We start from the raw sequence: 26,194 nt of genomic DNA on the forward strand, positions 1-26,194 counted from the left end.
CCCCTTCCGCTCGCGGAAGGGGCTAGGGGGAGGGCCGTCCTCTTCCCCGCTGCCTCAATTATCGCGCGCCCTCCCCCGACCCCTCCCGCAAGCGGAAGGGGAGCAGAAGGAAGAAGAATATGGACACCAACAGCCTGTTCCGCCTCGATGGCCGCGTCGCACTTGTCACCGGCGGCTCACGCGGCATCGGACGGATGATCGCCGAGGGATTCATCTCCCAAGGCGCCAAGGTCTATGTCTCGTCGCGCAAGGCCGAGGCGTGCGAGGAAACCGCCGCGGCGCTCGGCGACAAGTGCATCGCGCTGCCGCACGACATCTCCACCGTCGAAGGCTGCCGCGCGCTGGCCGCCGACCTCGCTGCCCGCGAGCCCGGCCTCGACATCCTCGTCAACAATGCCGGCGCGGCATGGGGCGAGCCGTTCGAGACTTTCCCCGAACAGGGCTGGGACAAGGTGATGGACCTCAACGTCAAATCCCCCTTCTTCCTGACGCAGGCGCTGCACGGCTTGCTCAAGGCGGGCGGCTCGGCGGAGCGTCCGGCCAAGGTCATCAACATCACCTCGATCGACGGCCAGCGGCTCAACCAGTGGGAAACGTACAGCTATCACGCCTCCAAATCGGCGCTGATTTATCTGACCAAGCGCATGGCGGCGCGGCTGGTGCGCGATCACATCAACGTCACTTCGATCGCCCCGGGCGCCTTCGCCAGCGACATGAACAAAGCCGCGCGCGATCACGGCGACGCCGTCTCGAAATCGATCCCGGCCAAACGCATCGGTTACGACGAAGACATGGCCGGCGCCGCGATCTACCTCGCCAGCCGCGCCGGCGACTATGTGATCGGCGAGACGATCACGGTCGACGGCGGGCTGGTCAATGCTTCGCTGGGCAGCAGCATCGACGGATGAGCGGCAAGCACCGGCCCATCCGGCGCGCGATCGACCGTGACCTGGCGAAAAACATGCGACCTTGGTCGGTGTACCTGCCGCTCTTCACGCTGGGCTTCGCGTGGTTCCTGGCGACCCGCGGATCGATACTCGGCCTCCTCGCGGGCGGCGTGGTGGCGATCGCAGCGATCGCATGGTTCGTCTATACGCTGGCCCGCGCTTGGCACGTCGCACGCGTTCTCATCGTGCGCAGCGGCGAACAGTATTACGACCGCGTGGGCAAATATGCCCTGCCGCCTGAATATGCCGACACCGAGAGCGCCGATGCTGCCCGCCGTCGGCGTCGGGGCGAGAGGCTCCGGGGCCAGCGGCGACCCTAGCGCGCGATCCCTCCCGCAGCCAACACCGCCAGCGTCACCAGCTCGCTCGCCGTCGCCGTCATCGGGGCGATCTGAACCGGCTTCTCCATGCCGATCAGCATCGGGCCGATCGTCGAATCGCCGCCCAGCTCGCGCAGCAGCTTGGCCGAGATGTTGGCCGACTGCAGCCCCGGCATGATCAGCACGTTCGCGGGACCCGAAAGCCGCGCGAACGGGTATTTCGCCATCTGGCGCGGGTTGAGCGCGACGTCGGGCGACATCTCGCCTTCATATTCGAATTCGACCGAGCGCTCGTCGAGCAGCTTGATCGCGCCACGGACATTGTCGAGCCAGCGGCCTTCGGGATTGCCGAAGTTAGAATAGCTGAGGAACGCGACGCGCGGCTCATGGCCCATGCGGCGCGCGACCTGCGCGGTGCCCTCTGCGATCGCTGCGAGCTCCTCGGCATTCGGGCGCTCGTTGACCGTGGTGTCAGCGATGAACACGGTATGCGACTGACCGACCAGCACGTGGATGCCGAACGCAGTGCGGCCTTCCTCGTAATCAATCACGCGTTTGATCTGGCGCATCGTCTCGGCATAGGTCCGCGTGACGCCGGTGATCATCGCATCGGCCTCGCCCAGTTGTAGCAGCAGCGCGCCGAAGATGTTGCGGTCGCGATTGACGATCCGCTCGATGTCGCGGCGCAGATAGCCGCGGCGCTGGAGCCGCCCGTAAAGGAACTCGACCATCCGCGGCACCAGCGGCGAATTGACGCTGTTGTGCAGCTCGAAATCGTCGGGGTTCGCGCCGAGCTTCTGCAGCCGCTCATGCACCGATTCGCGCCCGACCAGCACCGGGGTCCCGTAACCGCCTTCCTTGAACGCGATCGCCGCGCGCAGCACGACTTCCTCCTCGCCCTCGGCGAAGATCACCCGCTTCGGATTGGCGCGCGCGCCTTCATAGGCGAGGCTGAGCACCGACGTGGTCGGGTTGAGCCGCGCGCGGAGCGACTGGCGGTACGCCGCCATGTCGACGATCGGCTTGGTCGCCACGCCCGAATCCATCGCTGCCTGCGCCACCGCCGCGGGGATGAGCTCCATCAGCCGCGGATCGAACGGCGCGGGGATGATATAGTCCGGCCCGAAGCTGTGCTGCGTGCCATAGGCCGCGGCGACTTCTTCCGGAACCTGCTGGCGGGCGAGCTCGGCGAGCGCGCGGGCGGCGGCGATCTTCATCGCGTCGTTGATCGTCGTCGCGCGGACGTCGAGCGCACCGCGGAAGATGAAGGGGAAGCCAAGCACGTTGTTGACCTGGTTCGGATAGTCCGAGCGCCCGGTGGCGATGATCGCATCGGGGCGCGCCGCCTTGGCGATCGGCGGGCTGATCTCGGGATCGGGATTGGCCATCGCGAACACGATCGGATTGGGCGCCATCGTCTTGAGCAGATCGGGCGAGAGCGAATTGGCCGAGGCGAGGCCCACGAACACGTCGGCGCCGTCGAGCGCGTCGGCGAGCGTCCGTTTCTCGGTGACGACGGCGTGCGCCGACTTCCACTGGTTCATGCTCTCCTGCCGGCCTTGATAGATCACGCCGGTCAGGTCGAGCATCAGCAGGTTGTCGTGCGGCAGCCCCATCGCCTTGATCAGTTCGGCACAGGCGATCGCCGCAGCGCCGGCGCCGAGCATCACCACCTTGGTGGTCTTGAACTCGCGCCCGGTAAGGTGGAGCGCGTTGATCAGCCCCGCGGCGGCGATGATCGCGGTGCCATGCTGGTCGTCATGGAACACCGGGATGTTCATGCGTTCGCGCAGCGTCTGCTCGATCACGAAACATTCGGGGGACTTGATGTCCTCCAGGTTGATGCCGCCGAAGGTCGGCTCCATCAGCTCGACGGCGTCGATGAAGCGGTCGACGTCCTCGGTCTTGAGCTCGATGTCGATCGAATCGACGTCGGCGAAGCGCTTGAACAGCACCGACTTGCCTTCCATCACCGGCTTGGAAGCCAGCGCGCCGAGATTGCCGAGGCCCAGGATCGCCGTGCCGTTCGAGATCACCGCGACCAGATTGCCCTTGGCAGTATAGTCATAGGCAAGCGAAGGATCCTCGGCGATCGCGCGGACGGGCACCGCGACGCCGGGCGAATAGGCCAGCGCAAGGTCGCGCTGCGTCGCCATCGGCTTCGAAGCGATGATCTCGATTTTCCCCGGCCGTCCCTCGGAGTGGTACAGCAGCGCCTCGCGCTCCGAAAACTGGACGTTCGATTCTTCAGACATTCGTCTCTCCCTACACCAATCCTTTAGGAGCGGCATCCGGGAGCCGCAACACGTCCGGCATTGGTTTCGTATTAAATGATAGCGCTATCATGAACTTTGCGTCGGCGGCGGGGTGTTTGTCCCCAGGAAATCGGCGGCGCAGTGTTGATCGTCGGAACGGTTCGGCTAACCCGAAACGCGCATGTCCTCCGCAGCTCCTACTCCAATGATGGCGCAATATCTCGCCCTCAAGGCCGAGGCCGAGGATTGCCTGCTGTTTTATCGCATGGGCGACTTCTTCGAACTGTTCTTCGACGATGCGAAAATCGCCAGCGCCTGCCTCGACATCGCGCTCACTGCGCGCGGCGAGCATGAGGGCGAGCGCATCCCGATGTGCGGCGTGCCGGTGCACGCGATGGACGGCTATCTCGCCCGGCTGATCAAGGCGGGCCACCGCGTCGCCATCGCCGAGCAGACCGAGACCGCCGAGCAGGCCAAGGCGCGGATGGGCTCCAAGGCGCTGGTCAACCGCGCGATCATCCGCGTGGTGACCGCAGGGACGCTGACCGAGGAGGCGCTGCTAGACAGCCGCAGCGCGAACTGGTGCGTCGCGATCGGCGAGGCCGCGACCGGCGTCGCCATCGCCTGTGCCGACATTTCCACCGGGCGCTTCGAAGTGATCGAGACCGATGCCGATCGCGTCGGCGCCGAGATTGCGCGCCTGAGCCCAGCCGAGACGATCGTCGGCGATGCCACTGCGTTTCCCGATCTCGCCACCGCCACCCGGCCCAGGGCCGATTTCGACAGCGCCGAGGGCGAAGCGCGGCTCAAGCGGCTGTTCGGCGTGGCGACGCTCGACGGCTTCGGCAGCTTTTCGCGCGCGGCGCTCGCCGCGGCGGGGGGGCTGGTCGCCTATCTCGACCACACTGCCAAGGGGTCGCTGCCCTTCCTGCGCCCGCCTCGGCTCAGCCGCACTGACGCGGCGATGGCGATCGACGCCGCGACTCGCGAAAGCCTCGAACTCTGCGTCAGCCAATCGGGCGCGCGTAAGGGCAGCCTGCTTGATTCGGTCGATCGCACCGCCACCGGCGCCGGCGCGCGTCTGCTCGGGCAGGACATCGCCGCGCCGTTGATGGACCGCAGCGCCGTCGAGGCGCGGCTCGATCTCGTTCAGCGCTTCCATGACGAATCGGGCTTGCGCGACATGGTCCGCGGCGCGTTGCGGGCGCTTCCCGATATCGGCCGCGCGCTCGGGCGACTTGCGGCAGGCCGCGGCTCTCCGCGCGATCTCGGCCAGTTGCGCGACGGGCTCGACGGCGCGTGGCGGCTGGGCGAGCGGCTCGACGCGATCGGCACCCCGCCGCCCCTGCTCGGCGAGCTGATCCCCCAGCTCCGCGGACATGGCGCGCTGATCGATCTGCTCGCCCGCGCGCTGGTCCCCGAGCCGCCGATCGACGCATCGCATGGCGGCTATGTCGCCGAGGGCTATGACGCCGCGCTCGACGACCTGCGCGACGCCGGCGCCGGTGGCCGCCGCGCCATCGCCGCGCTCGAAGCCGAGTATCGCAGCCGCACCGGCATCGGCACGCTCAAGATCCGTCACAACGGCGTGCTCGGCTATCATATCGAAGTGCCCGCGCGCGCCGCCGATCCGCTGATGGCGCCGACCAGCGGCTTCACCCATCGCCAGACGCTCGCCGGCGTCGTCCGCTTCAACGCCCCCGACCTCCACGAAGTCGCGCTCAAGGTAACCCAGGCGGGCGCCCACGCGCTCACCGCCGAAGCGTCGCATCTCGAAGAGCTGACCGGCCAGGCACTCGAACGCCGCGAGAGCATCGCCGCGACTGCCGACGCGCTCGCCCGGATCGACGTTGCTGCCGCGCTGGCCGAACGCGCCGCCGAAGGCGGCTGGGCGCGTCCGGCCCTGGTCGACCATGCCTGTTTCGAAATCGCCGGCGGCCGCCACCCGGTGGTCGAGGACGCGGTCGCGCGCACCGGCGGACGCTTCGTCGCCAACGACTGCAAGCTCTCCGAAGAGTCGCGGCTCTGGCTGGTAACCGGCCCGAACATGGGCGGCAAATCGACGTTCCTCCGCCAGAACGCGCTGATCGCCGTGCTTGCCCAGGCGGGCAGCTATGTCCCCGCAACCTCCGCGACGCTCGGACTGGTCGACCGGCTGTTCAGCCGCGTCGGCGCCTCGGACAATCTCGCACGCGGCCGATCGACCTTCATGGTCGAGATGGTCGAGACCGCCGCGATCCTTGCCCAGGCCACTCCGCGCAGCTTCGTCATCCTCGACGAAGTCGGGCGCGGCACCTCGACTTATGACGGGCTCGCCATCGCCTGGGCAGTGGTCGAGGCAATCCACGAGGACAATCGCTGCCGCTGCCTGTTCGCGACGCATTATCACGAACTCACGCGCCTCGCCGAGCGCTGCGAGGCGCTGTCGCTCCACAATGTCCGCGCGCGCGAGTGGAAGGGCGAGCTCGTCCTGCTCCACGAAGTCGCCGATGGCCCCGCCGACCGCAGCTACGGCCTCGCCGTGGCGCGGCTCGCCGGCCTGCCGCCGCTGACGATCAAGCGCGCCAAGGCAGTGCTCGACAAGCTCGAAGCCGGCCGCGCCAGGACCGGCGGCATCGCCGCGGGGCTCGACGATCTGCCGCTGTTCGCTGCCGCCGCGGAGGCCGAGGAGGAAAAGGTCGATGCCCTCCGCACCGAACTGGAAGCGATCGACATCGATGCGCTCAGCCCGCGCGACGCGCTGGAAACGCTGTACCGCCTCAAAGGCTTGGCGGCCGACGTAAACTAATTCCTCCCTCGCGCAGCGGGGGAGGTGGCGCCGAAGGCGACGGAGGGGGCGTAGCCGCAAAGACATCGCTCACTGAGAAGCCCCCCCGCTTCGCCAGGGAGGATTTTCAGGTATAGCCCCGCCCGATGACCGATCCCCTCGCCCGTATCGCCGACGCGCTCGAACGCCTCGCGCAGCCCCCGGCACCCGCAGCCGACCCGCTCGCGCACCCCGCCTATGTCTGGCGCGGGCACAATCTCGCCGCAGCCCGTGCCTTTGCGCCGCTCCCGCTGGCGATGCTCCGTGGCATGGAGCCCCAGCGCGACGCGCTGCTCGCCAACCTCCAAAGGCTCGCCAGCGGCAACGCCGCACAGGACGTGCTGCTCTGGGGCGCCCGCGGCACCGGCAAGTCGGCGCTGGTCAAGAGCGCCGTCGCGGCGGTGCAGGCCAAAGGCGGCAACCTCGCACTCGTCGAGGCAGTCACCCAGCATCTCGACGCGCTGCCCGAATTGTTCGCGCTGCTCGCCGCCGCCGACCGGCCCTTCGTCCTGTTCCTCGACGATCTCGGCTTCGACGCTGCCGGCGATGCCCGCGCGCTGCGCTCGCTGCTCGAAGGCGGTGCCGAGGCGCGGCCGGCGAACACCCGGCTGATCGTCACGTCGAACCGCCGCCACCTGATCCCGCGCGACATCGCCGAACAGGCCAGCGCGATCAATCCGCGCGATTCGGTCGATGACAGCCTCGCGCTCGCCGACCGTTTCGGGCTGAGCCTCGGCTTCCACGCGATCGATCAGGACACCTATGTCGACATCGTCCGCGGCTATGCCGAGGCGCATGGCCTCGAATTCGACTCTGCCGAGGCGATCAACTGGGCAACGCGCCGCGGCAGCCGCTCGGGACGCGTCGCCTGGCAGTATGTCGTCGATCTGGCGGGGCGGTCGGGCAAGTCGCTGTGAAAATGTTGATTTGGATCAACTGCGCCATTGCGACTACTTGACTTGTCACCCCTGCATCCGGCTCATTCCGAAACTATGGGGCGTCTCGGCGAACTGGATCTGCCGGACCGGCTGGCACCATGGGTGCCGCGCTGGGCAACCTCGGTCGCCGTCGGCCTGCTCGCCACCGCCTGCGCCGCGCTGGTCCGCTTCCTGCTCGATACGCTGGTGCCGGGGGCCGCGGTATTTCCCCTGCTGTTCCCCGCCGCGATGATCGCGACTCTCTTCGCGCGCTGGCTTGCCGGCGCGACCGCGAGCACTGTCTCGATCCTGTTCGGCTGGTATTATCTCTATCCGGTCAAGAACAGCTTCCACTTCGAGACGTCGGCCCAGGCGGTCACGGTGGGATCGGTGATCATCGCCGCCGCGATCACCGTGGCGCTCGCCGAGATGTTCCGCCGTTCCGTCCACCGCGCGACTCAGGAGCGCGACCGCCAGATTGCGGAGCGTGAGCTGTTCCTCGAAGAGTTCGACCATCGCGTGAAGAACAACTTCACGCTGGTCGCGGCCCTGCTCGACATGCAGCGGCGGCGCGCCGGCGAAGGCGAGACGGCCGACGCGCTGACCAGCGCACTCGCCCGCGTGGAGAGTATCGCGCGCGCGCACCGCCACCTCTATCGCGGCGCGGCCACCCCCGGAACGGTCGATATGGCGAGCTATCTCCACGAGCTATGTACTGCGCTGGCGGACGCGCTGTTCCTGCGCGGCGCGATCACGATCGAATGCGGCTCGGACCATGCCGCGATCCCGCGCGACCGGGCGGTGTCGATCGGGCTGGTCGTCAACGAACTCGTCACCAATGCCGCCAAGCACGCGTTCAAGGGGCGCGAGGGCGGCACGATCTCGGTACGCTTCGCGGCACACCCGCCGGGCTGGCGGCTGATCGTCGCCGACAACGGGATGGGCATGAGCGCAGAGACGCGCGCAACGGGCCGGCCGGGCGGGCTCGGCCAGCGGCTGATCGACGGCTTCGTGCGCCAGGCGCGCGGGACGATGCTCGTCGAAAGCGGAAGCGACGGCACCGTGGTGACGGTGGATCTGGCGGCCTGACCCCCTGCGCCAGAGTCTTCACCCGGTTGGATTCGATCGGCAATGGGATGCCGTTTCCCCGCCGCGGGGGTGTCTAGATGCGGCCTGACAACCGGCTTGAAATGTAGGATTTCGCTTGCTGGGATCGACGCTCGGGCCACCTGGCCCTCGCTCTTTGACAGCCTCGATCCCGGCCGGAACGCGAACGCGCGTTGGTGCAACCTTTGATTTTCCGCACGGCCCCGCCGCCGCTGGAACATGCGCGACAGTGTGACCCTGGTGTGACCTTTGCGTTCGCAATGCGCCCCACCGCGACAGCCCTAGCGTCGACCAACCAGGGCTTCCAATCGAGTCGACCCCTTAGTGTCGAGACCTAGCCCAGCGCGTCGACCTGTTCGGCCAGCTCGAGCCAGCGCATTTCAGCCGCGTCTTTCTCCTCGCGCAGCTTGCCGATGCCGTCGCTCAGCTTCGCGAACTTGCCCGGATCGCGCGTATAGAGGTCGGGGTCGGCCATCGCCGCCTCGTCGCGCGCGATCTGCGCCTCGATCTCCTCGATCCGCTGGGGCAGCAGATCATAGTCGCGCTGGTCCTTGTAGCTGAGCTTGGTCGCCTTGGGCTTGGGCGCCTCGGCCGCGACCGCCTTGGCCGCCGCCTTTTTCGGCTCGGCGCGCGGGGTCCGGCGCGCTGCCCAATCAGCATAGCCACCCGCCACGACATCGACCTTGCCGCTGCCGTCCAGCCCCAGCGTCACCGTCACGGTGCGGTCGAGAAAGTCGCGATCGTGGCTGACGATCAGCACGGTGCCTTCGTAATCGGCGATGACTTCCTGGAGCAGGTCGAGCGTTTCGAGATCGAGATCGTTGGTCGGCTCGTCGAGCACCAGCAGGTTCGACGGCCGGGCAAACTCGCGCGCCAGCAACAGCCGCGAGCGTTCGCCGCCCGAAAGCGTGCCGATCCTCGCATCGGCAAGGCCGGGCTCGAACAGGAACTCCTTGAGATAGCCGTGGATGTGCTTCTTGACGCCGAGCACTTCGATCCACTCGCCGCCCTGGGTCAGCACGTCGCGCACCGTCTTGGCCGGGTCCATCAGGCTGCGCTGCTGGTCGATGATCACCCGGTCGATCGTCTTGGCCAGCCGCACGCTGCCCTCGTCCGGAGCCAGTTCGCCAGTCAACAGCTTGAGCAGCGTGGTCTTGCCCGCGCCGTTGGCGCCGACCACGCCGATCCGGTCGCCCTTGGTGACTCGCAGCGTCAGGTCCTTGATGATCGTGCGCTCGCCGAAGCGCTTGGTCACGCCCTTGACGTCGATCACCACCTTGGTCTGCGCGTCGTCGCTGCCGATCTGCAGCTTGGCGGCGCCCTGCGGCCCCATCATCGCGGCACGCTCCGCGCGCATGTCCTTCAATTTGGCGAGCCGGCCCATGTTGCGCCGGCGCCGGCCGGTCACTCCACGCAGCAGCCAATGCTCCTCTATCTTGAGCTTGGCATCGAGCCGCTGGGCGTTGCGTTCTTCCTCGGCATAGACGGTCTCGGTCCACGCCTCGAACCCGCCGAACCCGATCTCGGCGCGGCGGATCGCTCCGCGATCCAGCCACAGCGTCTGTTTGGTCAGCCGGGTCAGGAAGGTACGGTCGTGGCTGATTGCGATAAACGCGCCGTTATAGCGGCTGAGCCAGCTTTCCAGCCAGTCGATCGCGGCAATGTCGAGATGGTTGGTCGGCTCGTCCATCAGCAGCACGTCGGGATTCTGCGCCAGCGCGCGCGCGATCGCGGCGCGGCGGCGCTCGCCGCCCGAAGCGGTCGCTGCGTCACGCCCCAGATCGATGCCGAGCTGACCTGCAATCGCTTCGGCTTCGTAGCGCTCGGGGGCATCGTCCCCGGCCAGCACGAAATCGAGCAGGGTTCCGAAACCCGCGACCTGCGGATCCTGTTCGAGCAGCACGACATGCGTGCCCGGCACGATCGTACGCCGGCCCTCGTCGGGATCTACGCGGCCCGCGATCAGGCGCAGCAACGTCGACTTGCCCGCCCCGTTGCGCCCGATCAGCGCCAGCCGGTCGCGTTCGCCGATATAGAGGTTAAGCTCGCGGAACAGCCAGCCGGAGCCCTGGACCAGTCCGAGGCCCTCATATGCAAGTACAGGTGCAGCCATGGCGGCCACCTAGGGGGCCAAGGCGCGCGCCGCAAGTTGCGCGGAGCTGACCGGCGCGTTCAGGGGCTATTCAATGGCCGACCCCTATGCCATGCGAATGAAGATGCTGGTTAAGCCTGTTTTATGCGCGTGCCTGGCAGCCCTCTCGCCTGTCGGGAGCGCCGACGCGCGCGCGCTTCACGAAGGGCAGGACAGCAACCAGGAAGCCGCCAGCCAGCGCCGGCTGAAGGGGCAGAACCTGCCCGTGCGCGAGATCGAGCGCCGCGTGGTTCCCCGCATGCCCGGCGCGCAATATCTCGGATTCGATTACGATCCCTCGACGGACATTTACACGCTCAAGTTCCTGCGCAATGGATCGGTGATCTGGGTGGATGCGGACGGGCGGACGGGCAACATCATTCGGCGCACCGGCAATTGAGCGCGAACGAACGCGCTAGGGCACAGGGATAAAAGCATGCGACTTCTCATCGTCGAGGACGAACCCAATCTCGGACAGCAGCTTCGCAACGCGCTCGAAGGCGCTGGCTATGCAGTCGATCTCGCCACTGATGGCGAGGAAGGGCATTTCCTCGGCTCCACCGAACAATATGATGCCGTGATCCTCGATCTTGGCCTCCCCGAGATCGACGGGCTGACCGTGCTCGATCGCTGGCGCAAGGAAGGCAAGACCACTCCGGTGCTCGTGCTCACCGCGCGCGACAGCTGGTCGGACAAGGTCGCCGGGCTCGATGCCGGCGCCGACGATTATGTCGCCAAGCCTTTCCAGACCGAGGAGCTGATCGCCCGCCTCCGCGCGCTGATCCGCCGCGCCTCGGGCAATGCGTCCGCAGAGCTGATCGCCGGCGACATCCGCCTCGACACGCGCAGCGGCAAGGTCACCAAGGCCGGCGAGCCGGTCAAGCTCACTGCGCAGGAATATAAGCTGCTCAGCTATCTGCTCCACCACAAGGGCAAGGTGGTCAGCCGCACCGAGCTGATCGAGCATATCTACGATCAGGATTTCGATCGCGATTCGAACACGATCGAGGTTTTCGTCACGCGCATTCGCAAGAAGCTGGGTGCCGATGTGATCACCACCATCCGGGGCCTGGGCTACAGCCTCGAGGAACCTGCGGACGCCTGAGATGGACACGCCCGGGGACAGCGTCCCGTCCGCCGTGAGCGACGACGCGGCCCCCGAGCCCCAGCCGCGGCATTATGCCCGCGCCACCGGCTCGGTGAGCCGGCGGATGATCCTGATCGCCAGCGCGTGGATCTTCGTGCTGCTCGTCGGCGGTGGGGTCGCGCTCGATCGGGTGCTGACCACTGCGATCACGCGCAATTTCGACGAGCAGCTCGATTATCTGCTGACCTCGATGATCGTCTCGGCCGAACTGGGCCCGGGCGGCGAAGTGGTGCTCAACCGCGAGCTTGCCGACCAGCGCTTTCTCGAACCCGGCTCGGGCGCCTACTGGCAGATCAGCGGCAAGGGCTTCGAACCCTTCCCGTCGCGGTCGCTGTGGGACCGCAAGCTGCGCGTCAACCAGCGCCACGACGATCGCGAGCTGCACATCTACGACAGCGACGAATTCGTCGACAGGACCCCGCGCGCCGATCGCGACCCCAATGATCCCAACAACCAGATGCTGCGCGTCGCCGAGCGCGATCTCACGCTGCCCGGCTCGCCGATCCGCTGGAAGTTCCAGGTCGCGCAGAGCCGCGACGGCCTCGACGCGCAGATCGCCACCCTGCGGCGGACCCTGGTACGCAGCTTCGTGCTGCTCGGGCTCGGACTGATTGTCATGGTCGGGCTGCAGACCTGGTATGGACTGCTGCCGCTCCGGAAAGTGCGCAAGGAGATCGCCCGGCTGCGTGCCGGCAAGGCCAAGCGCATCGAGGACCGCATGCCCGCCGAGATCGCGCCGATGGTCGAGGAACTCAACGCGCTGGTCGAGCATAACGACCGCCAGGCCGAGGAGGCGCGGCGCCATGCCGGCAACCTCGCCCACGCGCTCAAGACGCCGCTCAGCGTGATCATGAACGCCGCCGCCGCGGGCCAGGACGACCTCGCCCCCACCGTGATCCGCGAGGCGCGGACAATGCGCCGCCAGATCGACCATCACCTCGCCCGCGCCCGCGCCGTCGGCCGCCGCGGCAGCGCCCATAGCCGCGCGCAGGTCTGGCCGTCGATCGAGGCCGTCGAGCGCGCGGTGGCCCGGCTCTACCCCAATGTCCGCATCGACGTGGACGGGCAGAAGGACCTGATCGCGCATATCGAGCGCCAGGACCTCGACGACCTGCTCGGCAACCTTGTCGAGAACGCCGCCAAATATGGCGGCGGCAGCGTCTTCGTCACCGCCGGCGTCCAGGCCGGCTTCGTCGAGATCATGGTCGAGGACGACGGTCGCGGCATCCCCGAGGCCGACCGCATCCGCATCTTCGATCGCGGCGTCCGGCTAGACAGCGGCAAGCCCGGCACCGGGCTGGGCCTCGCGATCGTCCGCGACGTGGCGGAAATCTATGACGGTACGGTCAGCCTCGAGGAGAGCGAGGATCTGGGCGGACTGCTCGTACGGCTGCGGCTGCCGGCGGCCGACTGACTGCGTTTCGCCGACTGCAACAAATTGAAATCTGCGTGCGACGAGCGACGGCGATAGCGGCATCGTCGATAGTCGCATCGCGCACCCGACTCCGCGGTGCGCGCTAGATACCGACGCATTTACAGTTGCTTATACATTTCCTGCTAGCCTGCCCCGCGGGGGTCTGCATCAAGGAAGTGAGTATGAGCACGATCAATTCGATGACCGCGGGCGCGATGCAGTCGCCGCGCACGCAAATGGACCAGCGCATCTCGGCGGCGGTCTCGACGGGGACGATATCTTCGACCGACAAGGCCGCGCTCGGCACTGCGCTCGATGCCATCGATTCGAGCCTCGCGGCCGAACGCGCCAGCGGCAGCAAGCCCAGCGGCGACATGAAGAGCCGCATCGACGGGCTGATCCAGCAGCAGGTCGAGAGCGGCGCCCTCACCGACGACCAGGCGAGCGAGCTGCAGAGCTTCTTCGCCGAAGGATCCGATGACCAGGACAAGGGCCCGGGCGGTCCCGGTGGACCCGGCGGACCCGGCGGCCCACCGCCCGCGCGCCCCGCCGAAAAGGCATCGGAGGATACCGACGACACCAGCACGGTGAGCGATGCCGCCGCCACCAAGCTCGAAGCGCTGGAAGCATTCCTCGAACGGCTGCGTGCCAGCGAGACGAGCGCAACCGGCTATGGTGCCGCAAGCCAGAAGAGCACGGCGACCGGGCTGGTCCTCGATTCGCTGGCTTGAACGAGCAATATCGCGCGCGCGGCGGGGGATAGGTGAGGCTTCCTGCTTCCCCTCGTCACCCCGGCCCTGAGCCGGGGTCCCGCTGCCTTCGGGCTGTTCGCAGGAAGCGGCTTCCGGCCTAAAGCGAGCGCATCGCCTCCGCGGCGATCGTCAGGCTCTTCCTGCGTGCGTCATGATCGAACATAGCGCTGGTCAGCATCAGCTCGTCCGCGCCCGTCCGCGCCACGAACGCCGCGATCTGCGAACGCACCGTCTCCGGCCCGCCGATCGCGCTCGCCGACAGCACTTGCCCGAGCATGGCATTGCCCTGCGCCCCGAGCGTCTCGCGATAGCCGTGCACCGGCGGCGGCAGCTGGATGCCGCGCCCGGTGCGGATCGCGACGAACGCCTGTTGCTGCGAACTGGCGAGATATTCCGCCTCGTCGTCGCTGTCGGCGCCGAAGACGTTGAAGCCCAGCATCAGATGCGGCCTGGCCAGCGCCGCCGAGGGCCGGAAATTGCGGCGATAGACGTCGATCGCCTCGTCGAGCAGCCCGGGCGCGAAATGCGAGGCGAAGGCATAGGGCAGTCCCAGCGCCGCCGCCAATTGCGCGCCGAACAGGCTCGATCCGAGAATCCACAACGCGACGTCGGCGCCCGCGCCCGGCGTCGCGCGGATCCCGGTGCGCCCGTCATCGGCGAAATAGCTCTGCAGCTCGACCACATCCTGGGGGAACTCGTTTCCGTCGCCGCCCATCCCCCGGCGGATCGCGGCCGACACGCGCTGGTCCGATCCGGGGGCGCGGCCCAGCCCCAGATCGACGCGTCCGGGAAACAGCGCGTCGAGCGTTCCGAATTGCTCGGCCACCTGCAGCGGCGAGTGATTGGGCAGCATGATCCCGCCTGCGCCGACGCGGATTGTCGACGTCGCGGCGCCAACATGGCCGATCACCACTGCCGTGGCGGCACTGGCAATGCCTTCCATGCCGTGATGCTCGGCAACCCAATAGCGCGTGAAGCCCAGCGTCTCGGCGTGCCGCGCGAGATCGGCGGCGTTGGCGAGCGCCTGGGCGGCGTTCCCGCCCTGAACGATGGGAACGAGGTCTAGCAGCGAATAAGCAGTCATGCCCGGGAAGATGGGTGGCGCATGCCCCACGCGCCACCCGAAGCTTTGCTTTCAGCCGGCAAAGGCGTTTCTCAGAACCCCAGGGTCAGCCGCACTGCGCCACCCTTGTCGCTGGCAAGCGACGCGTAGTTTCCGGGATTCCGGCGAAGGAACAGGTTGCTGCTCAGCGTGCCGCCCACCAGCGGCCAGCTGTAGCGCAGCTCGTAATCGACTTCCCGACCCTCGGGCGCGAGATTGAGGAAGCCCCGATCCCACGCGCTTACCGCCATGGTCGAATAATCCCAGTCCGCCGGGAGCGCGATGCCGATCCCGCCCTGCGCGACGCGCAGCGGCTGGGCGATGCGCAAGCCGAAGCTATCGGCGCGCGCGAAGATCCCGTCCTTGCCGATATCCGCCGCAAAGGCATTGGTGCGGATCGTGCCGCCGCCTTCGACGCCGCTGCGCAGCTTGGCACTAGTCCGGCCCTGGCGCATCGAGCCGCCGAGCGACCAGCCCTCGCCCATCTCGTAGCGCATCCCCAGATCGACGAAATCGCTGTCGGCCCGCGCCGCGCCGAGGCCGCCGCTGAACCTCGCACCGAGCACGGTGTCGCGCTCGCTCAGCCTGGTCAGCGACACGCCGATCCGCAAATCTCCCAGGCTGCGGTCGAGCCCCAGCGTGGTACGCCAATAGCCCGATCGCTGCGCCTCCCAGCGGAGCGCCGCAAACTGGGTATCGCGCCGGCTGAGCACCTGCCCCTGCTCCTGCGCCAGGCTGACGCCCCAGTGCCCGAGCGACTGGCGCACCGCCATCGAACCAGTCACATCGACATCGAATCCCGCGCTGTGCAGCGGATCGCGCGCGACGAGGAAGGCGGGCTCGTCGCGTCCGGCCAGGCGCGCGGTGAGCGTGTTGCCGCTCTCCGATGCACCGATCGCGAACTGCGCCTTGCTGCCCAGCCGGCCGCTCACCGTCGCGGCGAGCATCCGCGCGACGCCCGCATCGCGGGTGCCGATCCCGAGCCGCTCGATCCGGATCGAATCGCGCGTCGGCACCAGCGACACTGCGACGCTCAGGTCGCGCATGCCTACCGAGAAGCTGCGCTGCTGCGTCGCCATCAGCGCCGGCAGTCGCCGCGCCGGGCCCTGGCGAACGATCGTGCGCGCCAGTTCGGTCGCAAAGGCCCGATCGAACGAATCGAGCACCACCGCACCGAGCGCGCCTTGCCGCGCATCGCCCATCGGCGCCGACAGCGCGCCGTTGACGCCGGTCGAAACCACCCCGGTCGATCCGGCCAGCGACGTCGTGCCGACCGGCTGGAAGGCACGCGTCAGATCGAGCACGCCGCGGCCATAGACCGGGTCCGTCCCCGGTGCGCCGACATCGCGCGCCGTGGCGTAGAGCAGCTGGACGATCTGCGCGCCGGTAAGGTTGGGAAAGGCTTGTGCGAGCAACGCCACTGCGCCGGCGATCTGCGGCGCCGAGAAGGACGTGCCCGACCACAACAGCGGCGCGTTGTTCTCGTCCGGCGCCCGCACGCGCTCACCCAGCGCGGCAAGGAAGGTGTTGGCCCCCGTCCCGGCGCGGTTGCTGAAGCTGGAAATCTGGTCGCCGGTGCCGACCGATCCGGCGATGATGACGAGACCGCGCGCGCCGGCGCTCGCCGCTGCGCCGCCAGCAAACGGATCGGGATTGACGCCCTCGGCCTTTTCGCCGTCGTTGCCCGCCGAGATGACGATGACGATCCCCGCCGCGGTCGCGTCGCTGATCGCGCGGAGCAGCCGGGCATTGGGCGGATCGCCGCCGAGCGAGATGTTCACCACGCGCGCGCCGCCAATCCGCGCCGCGTCGAGACCCGCGGCGATGGCGCTATCGCCAAAGCTGCAGCCGCCGTCTTCGCTCGTATCGGCGCAGCTGCCCGGCGTGTCGGCGCGCGCGACGATCAGCTGCGCGTCGAAGGCGACGCCGTGCGTGCCGGCATCGTTGCGACGGCCGGCGATGGTGAAGGCAACCGCGGTGCCGTGCCCGCCTTCATCGTCGATGCTGCCATTGCCTGCCGCGGCGATCGACGTGCCGGCAATGCGGCAGCTTCCGGTTCCGATGCCGCCCGAGCAATCGCCGAACTCGGCGCTCTGCAAGTCGATGCCGCTGTCGATCACGCCGACGCGGACGCCCGCGCCGGTGCCGCCATGATTGTACGCGGTGAGCGCGTTCATCGAGATCGCGCCCGCGGTCGCCCGATATTCGGCAGTGTCGTAATTCGCCATGGGCGTCGGTGCCGGAGTCGGCACGGGCGTGGGCGTAGGAACCGGAGTCGGCGTGGGGGCGGGCGCCGGGGCCGGGACGGGTGCCGGGATCGGCGCAGGCCGGCTGCTGCCGCCCCCGCCGCCGCATGCGGCGAGCCCCAGCAAGCTGCCGATCGCGACGCCGTGCATCAATCGCGCGTGGAAAACCGCTCGCATATCGCTGATCCTTGTTGGGCCATGCCCGGCGGCGCAGATAGATTATGCAGCCTTTACCGAGCGTTAACTCTGATCCACCCTGCCGCCTTGCAGCACCGGCGTCCACTCCGTAGAGCCCCGGTCCGATGCTTCCCGAGCTCCGCCATATCCGCAACTGGGTCTTCGACCTCGACAACACGCTCTATCCGGTGAGCGCGAACCTGTTCGCGATGATCGATGCGCGGATCGGCGAATATGTCCGCACCCTGCTCAATTGCGATCCGGAAGAGGCGCATCGCATCCAGAAGGGCTATTTCCATGCCCATGGCACGACGCTGTCGGGGCTGATTGCCGAGCATGGCGTGGATCCCGCGCATTATCTCGCCGACGTCCATGACGTCGATATGAGCGTGCTGGAGCGCAACGAGGCGCTGATCGAGGCACTGGCGCGGCTGCCGGGTCGGAAACTGGTCTTCACCAATGGCGACGCGCCCTATGCCGGCAAGGTGCTCGACCGGCTCGGGCTGACCGATACGTTCGAGGCGATCCACGACATCCACGCCACCGAATACCGCCCCAAGCCCGATCCGTCGGCCTATCGCGGGCTGTGCGACGCCTATGGCCTCGATCCAGGGGAATCGCTGTTCGTCGAAGACATGGCGCGCAATCTGAAGCCCGCCAAGGCGATCGGAATGACCACGGTCTGGATCGACAATGGATCGGAACAGACGCCCGACGCAGACCGCAGCTTCATCGACTATACCGTGACCGACCTCGGCCACTGGCTGCACGAAATTTTGGAGGACTGACGTGACCGACCTCGCATCGACGATCGACGCCGCCTGGGAAGACCGGGCCAATCTCGGCCTGGAAACCAAGGGCGCGGTGCGCGAGGCAGTCGCCGAAGCGCTGAACCAGCTCGATCGCGGCACTGCGCGCGTCGCCCAGCCGACCGCGGACGGCGGCTGGCAAGTCAATCAGTGGCTGAAGAAGGCAGTCCTCCTCAGCTTCCGCCTCAACGACAATGTCGTGGTCGAGGGCCCCGGCGGCGCCAACTGGTTCGACAAGGTGCCGAGCAAGTTCGCCAATTGGGGCGAGACCGACTTCCGCGAGGCGGGCTTCCGCGCAGTACCCGGCTCGATCGTCCGCCATGGCGCGCATGTCGCCAGGGGCGCGGTGCTGATGCCCAGCTTCGTCAATATCGGCGCCTATGTCGGCGAAGGCACCATGGTCGATACCTGGTCGACCGTGGGCAGCTGCGCGCAGATCGGCAAGAACGTGCATCTCTCCGGCGGCGTCGGCATCGGCGGCGTGCTCGAGCCACTCCAGGCCGATCCGGTGATCATCGGCGACGGCGCGTTCATCGGCGCGCGCGCCGAAGTGGCCGAGGGCGTCCGCGTCGGCGAAGGCGCGGTGCTGTCGATGGGCGTCTATCTCGGCGCCTCGACCAAGATCATCGACCGCGCGACCGGCGAAGTGCATCGCGGGCATGTGCCGCCCTATTCGGTGGTGGTGCCGGGCACGGTACCGGGCGAGGCGGGCAAGCCCGGGCTGTATTGCGCAGTGATCGTCAAGACGGTCGACGCGCAGACGCGCTCGAAAACCGGGATCAACGAACTTTTGAGGGACTGATTCGGCGGCGTTTCCGCGCCGTGACCTGGCCAACTTTCACTATTTTCACGGTGAACCGGGAATAAAGTTACGCCCTCACGCAATTATGATGCGCAATTCTGTTGGAGATTTTCAACGGATTCAAAGAGCGCGCGCAACGGTCCTTCCAGATCAAATCCTACATTGGAAGCCATACCGTCATCCGGCTTTCGCCGGGATGCCGGTATGGCATAGAGGAAGGCATGACCGAACCCATGACCTATGGGCGCTATCTCGCGCTCGACACGTTGCTGGCGTCGCAGCATCCGCTCTCGGATCGCGATGACGAGCTGCTGTTCATCATCATCCACCAGACCAAGGAACTCTGGCTCAAGCAGATGATCGTCGAGGTCCGCTCGGCGCTGGCGCTGGTGCGTGCCGACAAGCCGGTCGAGGCGTACAAGTCGCTCGCCCGAGTCAGCCGCATCCAGGCGGTGATGACGCTGAGCTGGGATGTGCTCGCGACGATGACCCCGTCCGACTATACCCGCTTCCGCGAAGTGCTCGGCACCAGTTCGGGTTTCCAGTCGGACCAGTTCCGCGCAGTCGAGACCATGCTGGGGCTGCGCGGCGGCGGCGTGCCCGGACCGCTGACTGTCGAATTCGCCGCCGCTCCGAGCCTGTGGGACGAAGCCAATGCCGCGCTCGCCCGCGCCGGCTTCGACGTGCCGGCCGAGGCGCTGGAGCGTGACTGGAGCCAGCCTTACGTACCCAGCAAGGCGGTCGAGGATGCCTGGGCCGAAGTCTATCGCGACACCAGCGCGAACTGGGAACTGTACCAGCTCGCCGAGAAGCTGGTCGATATCGACGATGCGCTCGCCACCTGGCGCCACAAGCATGTCCTCACCGTCAGCCGCGTCATCGGGATGAAATCGGGCACCGGCGGCACCGCGGGCGTGCCCTATCTCGAATCGACCCTGGTCAAGCGCGCCTTTCCGGAGCTCTGGTCGCTCCGCACCCAGCTGTGACCAGCTACAAGCATCTGTTCCAGCGCGCGATCGCCGCGGCGCCCGAACGGCTCCACTTCGCCGCGCACAGCCATCATCTCTGGCCCGACGCGTCCTATGTCGGCCAGCTCGCCGCGTGGGAGGACGGGGTGCGCCTCGCCGACCGCAAATGGGAGCGGGTGATGGGCGAGATCTGGCCCGCCGCGCAGCACCATGTCGCCGCCGAGCTTGGGCTGCCCGATCCGTCCAGCATCGTCTTCGCGCCCAACACTCACGAATTGCTGCTGCGCGTCGTCTCGGCGCTGCCGCGGCGCCCGCTGCGCATCCTGACCAGCGACGGCGAATTCCATAGCTTCCGCCGCCAGAGCCTCCGCTGGGAGGAAGCGGGCAGTGCGATCGTGGACCGCGTGCCGCTCGATTCGCTGGTCGAAGCCGCGCGGAGCGGCACGCATGACCTGATCTTCGTCAGCCACGTCCAGTTCGGCACCGGGCATGTCTTCGACGGGATCGACAAGCTCGCCGCGCTGGCGCGGCCCGAGGGGCCGTGGGTGGTGATCGACGGCTACCACGGTTTTATGGCTATGGAGACCGACCTCTCCGCCGTGGCCGACCGGGTATTCTACCTCGCGGGCGGCTATAAATACGCGATGGCAGGCGAAGGCTGCGCGTTCCTCCACGCCCCGCCCGGCTTCGGCCCGCGGCCCGAGATCACCGGCTGGTATGCCGAGTTCGACGATCTGTCGCTGCCGCCCGGCAGCATCGGCTATGCCCCCGATGCGCGGCGTTTCCTGGGGGCAACGTTCGATCCTTCGGGCATCTACCGCTTCGTCGCGGTGCGCGACATGCTGCGGCAGGAGGGGCTGACCGCCGCCGATATCGCTGCGCATGCGGGCGGCCTGCGGGACGCGTTGCTGGCGGACCTGCCGATCGACGCCGAACTGCTCAATCCGGGATCGCCGGCGCGTTTTCTGGCGCTGCGCTCGCCGGAAGCGGCGCGGTGGAAGGCGCAGCTCGAGGCGCAGGACGTGATCACCGATGTGCGCGGCGACGTGCTGCGGATCGGGTTCGGGCTATACCAGGATACGCGCGATCTCGACGGACTGATCTGGGCGCTTAAGCAGCTGTCAGCGACGCCGTGAACGAACCGTTCGTCCAGAGCGTGTCGAGGCAGGGCCCCTGCTAAGGCGCGCCGCCTACCCGCGCCACCCCCAGCCGCGGAATGTCGATCTTCGGGCACCGGTCCATCACCACCTTCAGCCCCGCCGCCTCCGCCCGCGCCGCAGCCTCTTCGTTGATCACCCCGATCTGCAGCCAAACCGATTTGGCGCCCGCCGCGATCGCCTCGTCCACCGCTTCGCCCGCCGCGATCGATCGGCGGAAGATATCGACCATGTCGATCGGCTCACCGATCTGGCTCAGCTCGCGGAAGACGAATTCGCCGTGGATGTGCTCGCCGGTGATCTGCGGGTTTACCGGGATCACGCGATAGCCGCGGCTCTGGAGATACGCCATCACGCCATAGCTCGGCCGGTCGGGCCGGTCCGACGCGCCGATCATCGCGATCGTCCGCGTCTCTTCCAGCAACTGCTTGATGTCCTCGTCGCGCGTCAGCGGCATGGTCAGCCTCCGTTTGCGGCGAGCCAATCATCCAGCCGCGCCGCCAGCAAAGCGAACGTCTCCGCCTGCGGGCCGTTCCCCGCGGCGGGCGGATCGCCGGCGTCCGAAGCCGTGCGGATCGCCAGTTCCAGCGGTATCCGCCCAAGGAAGGGCAATCCCATCTTGCCCGCCGCCGCCTCGGCGCCGCCGCTGCCGAACGGGTCCGAGACCTCGCCGCAATGCGGGCAGGCATAGCCCGACATGTTCTCGATCACCCCGACGATCGGGACGTTGACCTTGTTGAACAAGTCGATCGCGCGGGTGGCGTCGATCAGCGCCAGGTCCTGCGGCGTCGAGACGATGATCGCCCCGGCGGGCTTGTGTTTCTGGACCATGGTCAGCTGCAAGTCGCCGGTGCCGGGCGGCAGATCGAGGATCAGCACTTCGGCATCGCCCCAATCGGCATCGACCATCTGGCCGAGCGCACCGCCCGCCATCGATCCGCGCCACGCGATCGCCTGCCCCTCGGGCACCAGCCCGCCCATCGACAGAAGCGGCACGCCGAACTTGGTCTGCACCGGGATCAGTGTCTTCTCGCGCGCTTCGGGGCGGATGCCGTCGACGCCGAGCAACCGAGTCTGCGACGGCCCGTATATATCGGCATCGACCAGCCCCACGCGCCGCCCGCGCCGCGCCAGCGCGATCGCGATATTGGCCGCGACGGTCGATTTGCCCACCCCGCCCTTGCCGCTCGCCACGGCGATCAGCCGTCGCGTGCGCCGTTCGCTGGTGAGCAAAACCCGCACTTCGGTCACCCCCGGCACGGCCTGCGCGACGCGCCGGACATCGGCCTCCAGCTCGGCGCGCGCGGCCTCGCCCAGCCCGGTTACGTCGAGCACGATGCTGGCCTTGCCGTCCTCGATTCGGGCACTGGCGCGGCCCGCCGCGATCGGCGCGAGCGCCGCTTTCAAGCTCTGGACATCATTCATTACGCGCCAGATAGGCGCACAATCGGCGGCTGCCACTGTAAATCCGCGTATGCATCCTTATAAAGACAGGCATGGTGAACCTATCGGGCTGGCGCGGACTGGCCGGCATCTTCAAGAACGAAGCTCCCAAGAGTCCGTGGGGCAGTGGCGGCGGAAGCGGCGGTTCCGGTAACGGGGGCGGCGGTTCCGGCAATGGCGGCGGTAACGGGGGCGGCGGTGGCCCGCGCAATCCCTGGTCCTTCCCGCCCGACGGCAAGCGCCCGCGTCCCGGCGCGACCAGCCTCGACGAATTGCTTCGCCGCGCCCGTGGCGGCGGTGGCGGCCCGGGCGTTCCCGGCCTGCCCAGCGGCACCCGGCTGTGGTCGATGGTTATCGGCGGCCTGCTGCTCGTCTGGGTGCTCTATACCAGCATCCACCCGATCGGCCCGCGCGAACGCGGCCTCGTCACTACCCTGGGCAGCTATTCGTCGACGCTGACGCCCGGCGTGCGGATCACGCTTCCCGCGCCGCTCCAGCTGGTCGATGTCATCGACGTCGCCAACATCCGCACCGAGAATTTCCCGACCGGCGGCGAGAATCTGATGCTCACCGGCGACCAGAACATCGTCGATCTGGCCTATTCGGTGCGTTGGGACATCCGCAGCGCGGTCGATTACAGGTTCCAGATCGCCAAGCCCGAGGACACCGTCCGCGCTACTGCCGAGAGCGCGATGCGCGCGGTCGTAGCTACCACCAGCCTCAACGACGCGATCGGCCAGGGCCGTTCGCGGATCGAGGCGCAGGTCCAGGCGACCATCCAGCAGATCCTCGACTCCTATAATTCGGGCATCCGCATCCAGGGCGTGGCGATCCAGAAGGCGGCCGCCCCGCAGGCCGTGGATGAGGACTTCAAACAAGTCACCGCCGCGCAGCAGGAGGCGCAGGCCAACAAGAACAACGCCAATGCCTATGCCCAGCAGGTTCTCGCCGCGGCACAGGGCGAGGCGGCCGAGTTCGACAAGATCTACGAGCAGTACAAAATGGCGCCCGAAGTGACGCGCCGCCGCATCTATTACGAGACGATGGAGCAGATCCTGTCGCGCACCAACAAGACGATCGTCGAAGCCCCCGGCGTGACGCCCTATCTCCCGCTGCCTGCGATTCGCGGCGGCGGCACCCCGGCGGCTGAGCCCTCGCCCCAGCCCCGCGCCTCGACGGGAGCAGCACGATGACCGCCAGCTGGTTCCGCAGCCCGATCGGGATCGCGATGATCGTGATCCTCGCACTGGTGGTGCTGATGAGCACCGTCGCGATCGTTCCCGAGAGCAAGCAGGTAGTGATCCTGCGGCTCGAACAGCCCTATCGCACGATCAACGCGTACAAGCCGAACGAGCAATATGGCCGGACCCAGGCGGGCCCGATCTTCCGCATCCCGTTCATCGATCGCATCGTCTGGGTCGACAAGCGCGTGCTCGACATCGACCTGCCCAACCAGCCGGTGCTGTCGACCGATCAGCTGCGGCTCGAAGTCGATGCCTATGCCCGCTTCCGCGTCGTCGATCCGCTCAAGATGGTGGTGACCGTCGGCTCGGAAGAGCGCGTCCGCGATCAGCTCCAGCCCCTGTTCGGCTCGTCGCTGCGCAACGAACTCGGCAAGCGTACCTCGGCGATCCTGCTCAGCCCCGAGCGCGGCGAAGTGATGGACAATATCCAGAACTCGCTGCAGCGTCTCGCCAGCCAGTACGGCGTCGAGATCGTCGATGTCCGCATCAAGCAGACCGAGCTGCCGACCGGCTCGCCGCTAGAGAGCGCGCTCAACCGCATGGCAACTGCGCGCCGGCAGGAAGCCGCGACGATCAAGGCACAGGGCCTCAAGGAAGCGCAGATCATCCGCGCCACGGCGCAGGCGCAAGCCGCACAGGTCTATGCGCAGGCGTTCAACAAGGATCCCGCCTTCTACGATTTCTACCGCGCGATGCAGTCGTACCGGACGACCTTCCTGGCGCAGGGCGAGGGCAAGGGCGAGACCTCGGTCATCCTCTCGCCGCAGAACAGCTACCTGCGCGAGTTCATGGGGCAACGATGAGGCTGCAGCTTCGTTCATATTCAATCAGCGTTCAGCAACCGGGCGCAACTATCGCGCCTGAACGCTTACTCGTCCTTTGAGAGGATTCGCCCACGTGCGTTACGTCTACGCTCTTACCACTGCCCTTGCCCTTGGTGGCGCCGCCACTGCCCTGACGCTGAACCAGCCCGCCGGCGCGCAGACCGCGCAGAACGAGCCGGGCGCGATCCAGGCCGCCGCCCCACGCGGTGGCGCGCCGATGAGCTTTGCGGACATGGTCGCAAAGCTCCAGCCGGCCGTGGTCAACATCTCGACCACGCAGCGCATCACCGTCCAGCAGCAGAATCCGTTCCAGGGCACGCCGTTCGAGATGTTCGGCCGCGGCCAGGGCGGCGGCGGCCCGGTCACTCGCCAGGCCGAATCGCTCGGCTCGGGCTTTCTGATCTCGGCTGACGGCTATGTCGTGACCAACAACCACGTCGTCACTGCGGGTACCCGCGGCGCGGTGGTCGAGACGATCACCGTCACGCTGAACGATCGCAAGGAATATAAGGCGCGCCTGATCGGCCGCGATGCGTCGTCGGATCTCGCGGTTCTCAAGATCGAAGCCACCGGCCTTCCCTTTGTCCGCCTCGGCGATTCGAACCAGGCGCGGGTCGGCGACTGGGTCGTCGCGATCGGCAGCCCGTTCGGGCTGGGCGGATCGGTGACCGCTGGCATCGTCTCGGCACTGCATCGCTCCACCGTGGGCGGCGCATTCGACCGCTTCATCCAGACCGACGCCTCGATCAACCGCGGCAATTCGGGCGGCCCGCTGTTCGATCTCAGCGGCAACGTCATCGGGATCAACTCGCAGATCCTGTCGCCGACCGGCGGCAATGTCGGCATCGGCTTCGCCATTCCGTCAACCGAGGCCAAGCCGATCCTCGATCGCCTGATGAAGGGCCAGACGATCCAGCGCGGCTATCTGGGCATCCAGATGCAGGATCTGACTGCCGACCTCGCCGATTCGTTCGGCGTGCCCAAGGGTAACGGCACGATCGTCGCGCGCGTCGAGCCGGGCCAGGCCGCCGAAAAGGCCGGCATCCGCCAAGGCGACGTGATCGTCCGGATCAACAACAAGGACGTCACGCCGGATCAGACGCTGAGCTATCTGGTCGCCAATGTGCCGCCGGGCACGCGCATTCCAGTCGAGCTGGTCCGCGACGGCAAGCGCCAGACGGTGACGCTCACCATCGGGACGCGTCCGCCCGACGAGGAACTCGCCCAGCAGCAGTTCGATCTCGAGGACAATGACAGCAATCCGCAGGACAGCGAGACGATGGGCGCTGCCTCGCTCGGCATCGCCGTCACGCCGCTCACCCCGCAGATCGCGCGCCAGATCGGTGCCGACGCCACTGCCCAGGGCGTGGTGGTGCTCGGCGCCGATGCCAACAGCGACGCGGCCGGCAAGGGGCTAACCCGCGGCGACCTGATCACCACTGCCAATCGCACTCCGGTGCGCACCGCAGCCGACCTCGCCCGAATCGTTGCCCAGACCAAGAGCAGCGGCGGCAAGCAGGTGCTGCTATTCGTCCAGCGCCGTGGGCAGGGCCGCTATGTGTCGGTGCAGATTCCGAACTGAACGATAGCCTTATCGGGCTGACCAATGCCCGTTTCTCCCCTAGA

General features: G+C 67.5%; 22 protein-coding genes. 16 read left to right on the plus strand and 6 right to left on the minus strand.

The genetic code is table 11. The features are described 5' to 3' along the window. Window positions 1–119 precede the first annotated feature (119 nt). On the plus strand, window positions 120–908 hold the full coding sequence (locus tag BXU08_RS11810) for an SDR family oxidoreductase (RefSeq protein WP_077510236.1): 789 nt from the start codon (window positions 120–122) through the stop codon (window positions 906–908). Then, window positions 905–1,267, plus strand: coding sequence for a hypothetical protein (locus BXU08_RS11815; RefSeq protein WP_077510237.1), 363 nt, complete (start codon window positions 905–907; stop codon window positions 1,265–1,267). The genes BXU08_RS11810 and BXU08_RS11815 overlap by 4 nt, the downstream gene beginning before the upstream one ends. Here the strand turns inward: BXU08_RS11815 and BXU08_RS11820 are convergent. After that, window positions 1,264–3,522 carry an NADP-dependent malic enzyme gene (locus BXU08_RS11820; RefSeq protein WP_077510238.1) on the minus strand — a complete coding sequence of 753 codons (2,259 nt, stop codon included), beginning with the start codon at window positions 3,520–3,522 and terminating at the stop codon, window positions 1,264–1,266. The genes BXU08_RS11815 and BXU08_RS11820 overlap by 4 nt on opposite strands. A gap of 205 nt (window positions 3,523–3,727) precedes the next feature. Here BXU08_RS11820 and mutS point away from each other — a divergent pair, with 205 nt between their 5' ends. The 3 genes from mutS (at window position 3,728) to BXU08_RS11835 (ending at window position 8,334) form a co-directional block, all read left to right on the plus strand. Further along, window positions 3,728–6,310: a DNA mismatch repair protein MutS gene (gene mutS, locus BXU08_RS11825; RefSeq protein ID WP_077510239.1), complete on the plus strand. Its 2,583-nt coding sequence runs from the start codon at window positions 3,728–3,730 to the stop codon at window positions 6,308–6,310. Window positions 6,311–6,435: 125 nt separating this feature from the next. Beyond that, the gene (locus tag BXU08_RS11830) at window positions 6,436–7,245 is read left to right on the plus strand and encodes an ATP-binding protein (protein WP_077510240.1); all 810 of its coding nucleotides are present in this window, start codon (window positions 6,436–6,438) and stop codon (window positions 7,243–7,245) included. Window positions 7,246–7,320: 75 nt separating this feature from the next. After that, a complete protein-coding gene (locus BXU08_RS11835; protein WP_077510241.1) occupies window positions 7,321–8,334 on the plus strand; it encodes a sensor histidine kinase in 1,014 nt (337 codons plus the stop codon). A 352-nt stretch (window positions 8,335–8,686) separates the two neighbouring features. On the opposite strand, the gene BXU08_RS11840 is transcribed toward BXU08_RS11835, so the two are convergent. Beyond that, on the minus strand, window positions 8,687–10,465 hold the full coding sequence (locus BXU08_RS11840) for an ABC-F family ATP-binding cassette domain-containing protein (protein ID WP_077510242.1): 1,779 nt from the start codon (window positions 10,463–10,465) through the stop codon (window positions 8,687–8,689). A 73-nt stretch (window positions 10,466–10,538) separates the two neighbouring features. Here BXU08_RS11840 and BXU08_RS11845 point away from each other — a divergent pair, with 73 nt between their 5' ends. The 4 genes from BXU08_RS11845 (at window position 10,539) to BXU08_RS11860 (ending at window position 13,775) form a co-directional block, all read left to right on the plus strand. After that, complete coding sequence (locus BXU08_RS11845) at window positions 10,539–10,883, plus strand: hypothetical protein (protein WP_077510243.1); 345 nt, start codon at window positions 10,539–10,541, stop codon at window positions 10,881–10,883. Window positions 10,884–10,919: 36 nt separating this feature from the next. Beyond that, the gene (locus BXU08_RS11850; protein ID WP_029937243.1) at window positions 10,920–11,588 is read left to right on the plus strand and encodes a response regulator transcription factor; all 669 of its coding nucleotides are present in this window, start codon (window positions 10,920–10,922) and stop codon (window positions 11,586–11,588) included. Window positions 11,589–11,694: 106 nt separating this feature from the next. Further along, a complete protein-coding gene (locus BXU08_RS11855; protein WP_077512332.1) occupies window positions 11,695–13,044 on the plus strand; it encodes a HAMP domain-containing sensor histidine kinase in 1,350 nt (449 codons plus the stop codon). 182 nt (window positions 13,045–13,226) lie between these two features. Next, window positions 13,227–13,775 (plus strand): hypothetical protein, encoded by a 549-nt coding sequence (locus BXU08_RS11860; RefSeq protein WP_077510244.1) that lies wholly within the window; start codon window positions 13,227–13,229, stop codon window positions 13,773–13,775. Window positions 13,776–13,893: 118 nt separating this feature from the next. On the opposite strand, the gene BXU08_RS11865 is transcribed toward BXU08_RS11860, so the two are convergent. Together BXU08_RS11865 and BXU08_RS11870 are read right to left on the minus strand one after the other, a co-directional pair. Next, entirely contained in the window at window positions 13,894–14,880 is a 987-nt protein-coding gene (locus BXU08_RS11865; RefSeq protein ID WP_077510245.1) for an LLM class flavin-dependent oxidoreductase, read from the minus strand. A gap of 71 nt (window positions 14,881–14,951) precedes the next feature. After that, on the minus strand, window positions 14,952–17,321 hold the full coding sequence (locus BXU08_RS11870) for a S8 family peptidase (RefSeq protein WP_077510246.1): 2,370 nt from the start codon (window positions 17,319–17,321) through the stop codon (window positions 14,952–14,954). Between the two features lie 125 nt (window positions 17,322–17,446). Between BXU08_RS11870 and BXU08_RS11875 the strand changes: the two genes are divergently transcribed. The 4 genes from BXU08_RS11875 (at window position 17,447) to BXU08_RS11890 (ending at window position 21,036) form a co-directional block, all read left to right on the plus strand. Then, the gene (locus tag BXU08_RS11875) at window positions 17,447–18,109 is read left to right on the plus strand and encodes a pyrimidine 5'-nucleotidase (RefSeq protein ID WP_077510247.1); all 663 of its coding nucleotides are present in this window, start codon (window positions 17,447–17,449) and stop codon (window positions 18,107–18,109) included. A gap of 1 nt (window position 18,110) precedes the next feature. After that, window positions 18,111–18,932: a 2,3,4,5-tetrahydropyridine-2,6-dicarboxylate N-succinyltransferase gene (gene dapD, locus BXU08_RS11880; RefSeq protein WP_077510248.1), complete on the plus strand. Its 822-nt coding sequence runs from the start codon at window positions 18,111–18,113 to the stop codon at window positions 18,930–18,932. Between the two features lie 221 nt (window positions 18,933–19,153). After that, on the plus strand, window positions 19,154–19,918 hold the full coding sequence (locus BXU08_RS11885) for a tryptophan 2,3-dioxygenase (protein WP_077510249.1): 765 nt from the start codon (window positions 19,154–19,156) through the stop codon (window positions 19,916–19,918). Then, window positions 19,915–21,036 carry an aminotransferase class V-fold PLP-dependent enzyme gene (locus BXU08_RS11890; RefSeq protein ID WP_150125519.1) on the plus strand — a complete coding sequence of 374 codons (1,122 nt, stop codon included), beginning with the start codon at window positions 19,915–19,917 and terminating at the stop codon, window positions 21,034–21,036. The genes BXU08_RS11885 and BXU08_RS11890 overlap by 4 nt, the downstream gene beginning before the upstream one ends. 40 nt (window positions 21,037–21,076) lie before the next feature. Here BXU08_RS11890 and BXU08_RS11895 read toward each other — a convergent pair whose 3' ends face one another. Both BXU08_RS11895 and BXU08_RS11900 read right to left on the minus strand, forming a co-directional pair. Beyond that, window positions 21,077–21,514, minus strand: a complete 438-nt coding sequence (locus BXU08_RS11895) for a CoA-binding protein (protein ID WP_077510251.1) — start codon at window positions 21,512–21,514, stop codon at window positions 21,077–21,079. A 2-nt stretch (window positions 21,515–21,516) separates the two neighbouring features. Further along, window positions 21,517–22,482, minus strand: a complete 966-nt coding sequence (locus tag BXU08_RS11900; protein WP_077510252.1) for an Mrp/NBP35 family ATP-binding protein — start codon at window positions 22,480–22,482, stop codon at window positions 21,517–21,519. Between the two features lie 71 nt (window positions 22,483–22,553). Between BXU08_RS11900 and hflK the strand changes: the two genes are divergently transcribed. The 3 genes from hflK to BXU08_RS11915 all read left to right on the plus strand — a co-directional run bounded on the left by hflK (window position 22,554) and on the right by BXU08_RS11915 (window position 26,150). Then, window positions 22,554–23,693 carry a protease modulator HflK gene (hflK, locus tag BXU08_RS11905; RefSeq protein WP_077510253.1) on the plus strand — a complete coding sequence of 380 codons (1,140 nt, stop codon included), beginning with the start codon at window positions 22,554–22,556 and terminating at the stop codon, window positions 23,691–23,693. Continuing rightward, complete coding sequence (gene hflC / locus BXU08_RS11910; protein ID WP_077510254.1) at window positions 23,690–24,547, plus strand: protease modulator HflC; 858 nt, start codon at window positions 23,690–23,692, stop codon at window positions 24,545–24,547. Before hflK ends, hflC begins: the two co-directional genes overlap by 4 nt. Before the next feature lie 94 nt (window positions 24,548–24,641). Next, on the plus strand, window positions 24,642–26,150 hold the full coding sequence (locus BXU08_RS11915; RefSeq protein ID WP_077510255.1) for a Do family serine endopeptidase: 1,509 nt from the start codon (window positions 24,642–24,644) through the stop codon (window positions 26,148–26,150). Window positions 26,151–26,194 lie beyond the last annotated feature (44 nt).

Source organism: Sphingomonas sp. LM7 (genome assembly GCF_002002925.1).
In the GTDB taxonomy this organism is placed as follows: domain Bacteria; phylum Pseudomonadota; class Alphaproteobacteria; order Sphingomonadales; family Sphingomonadaceae; genus Sphingomonas.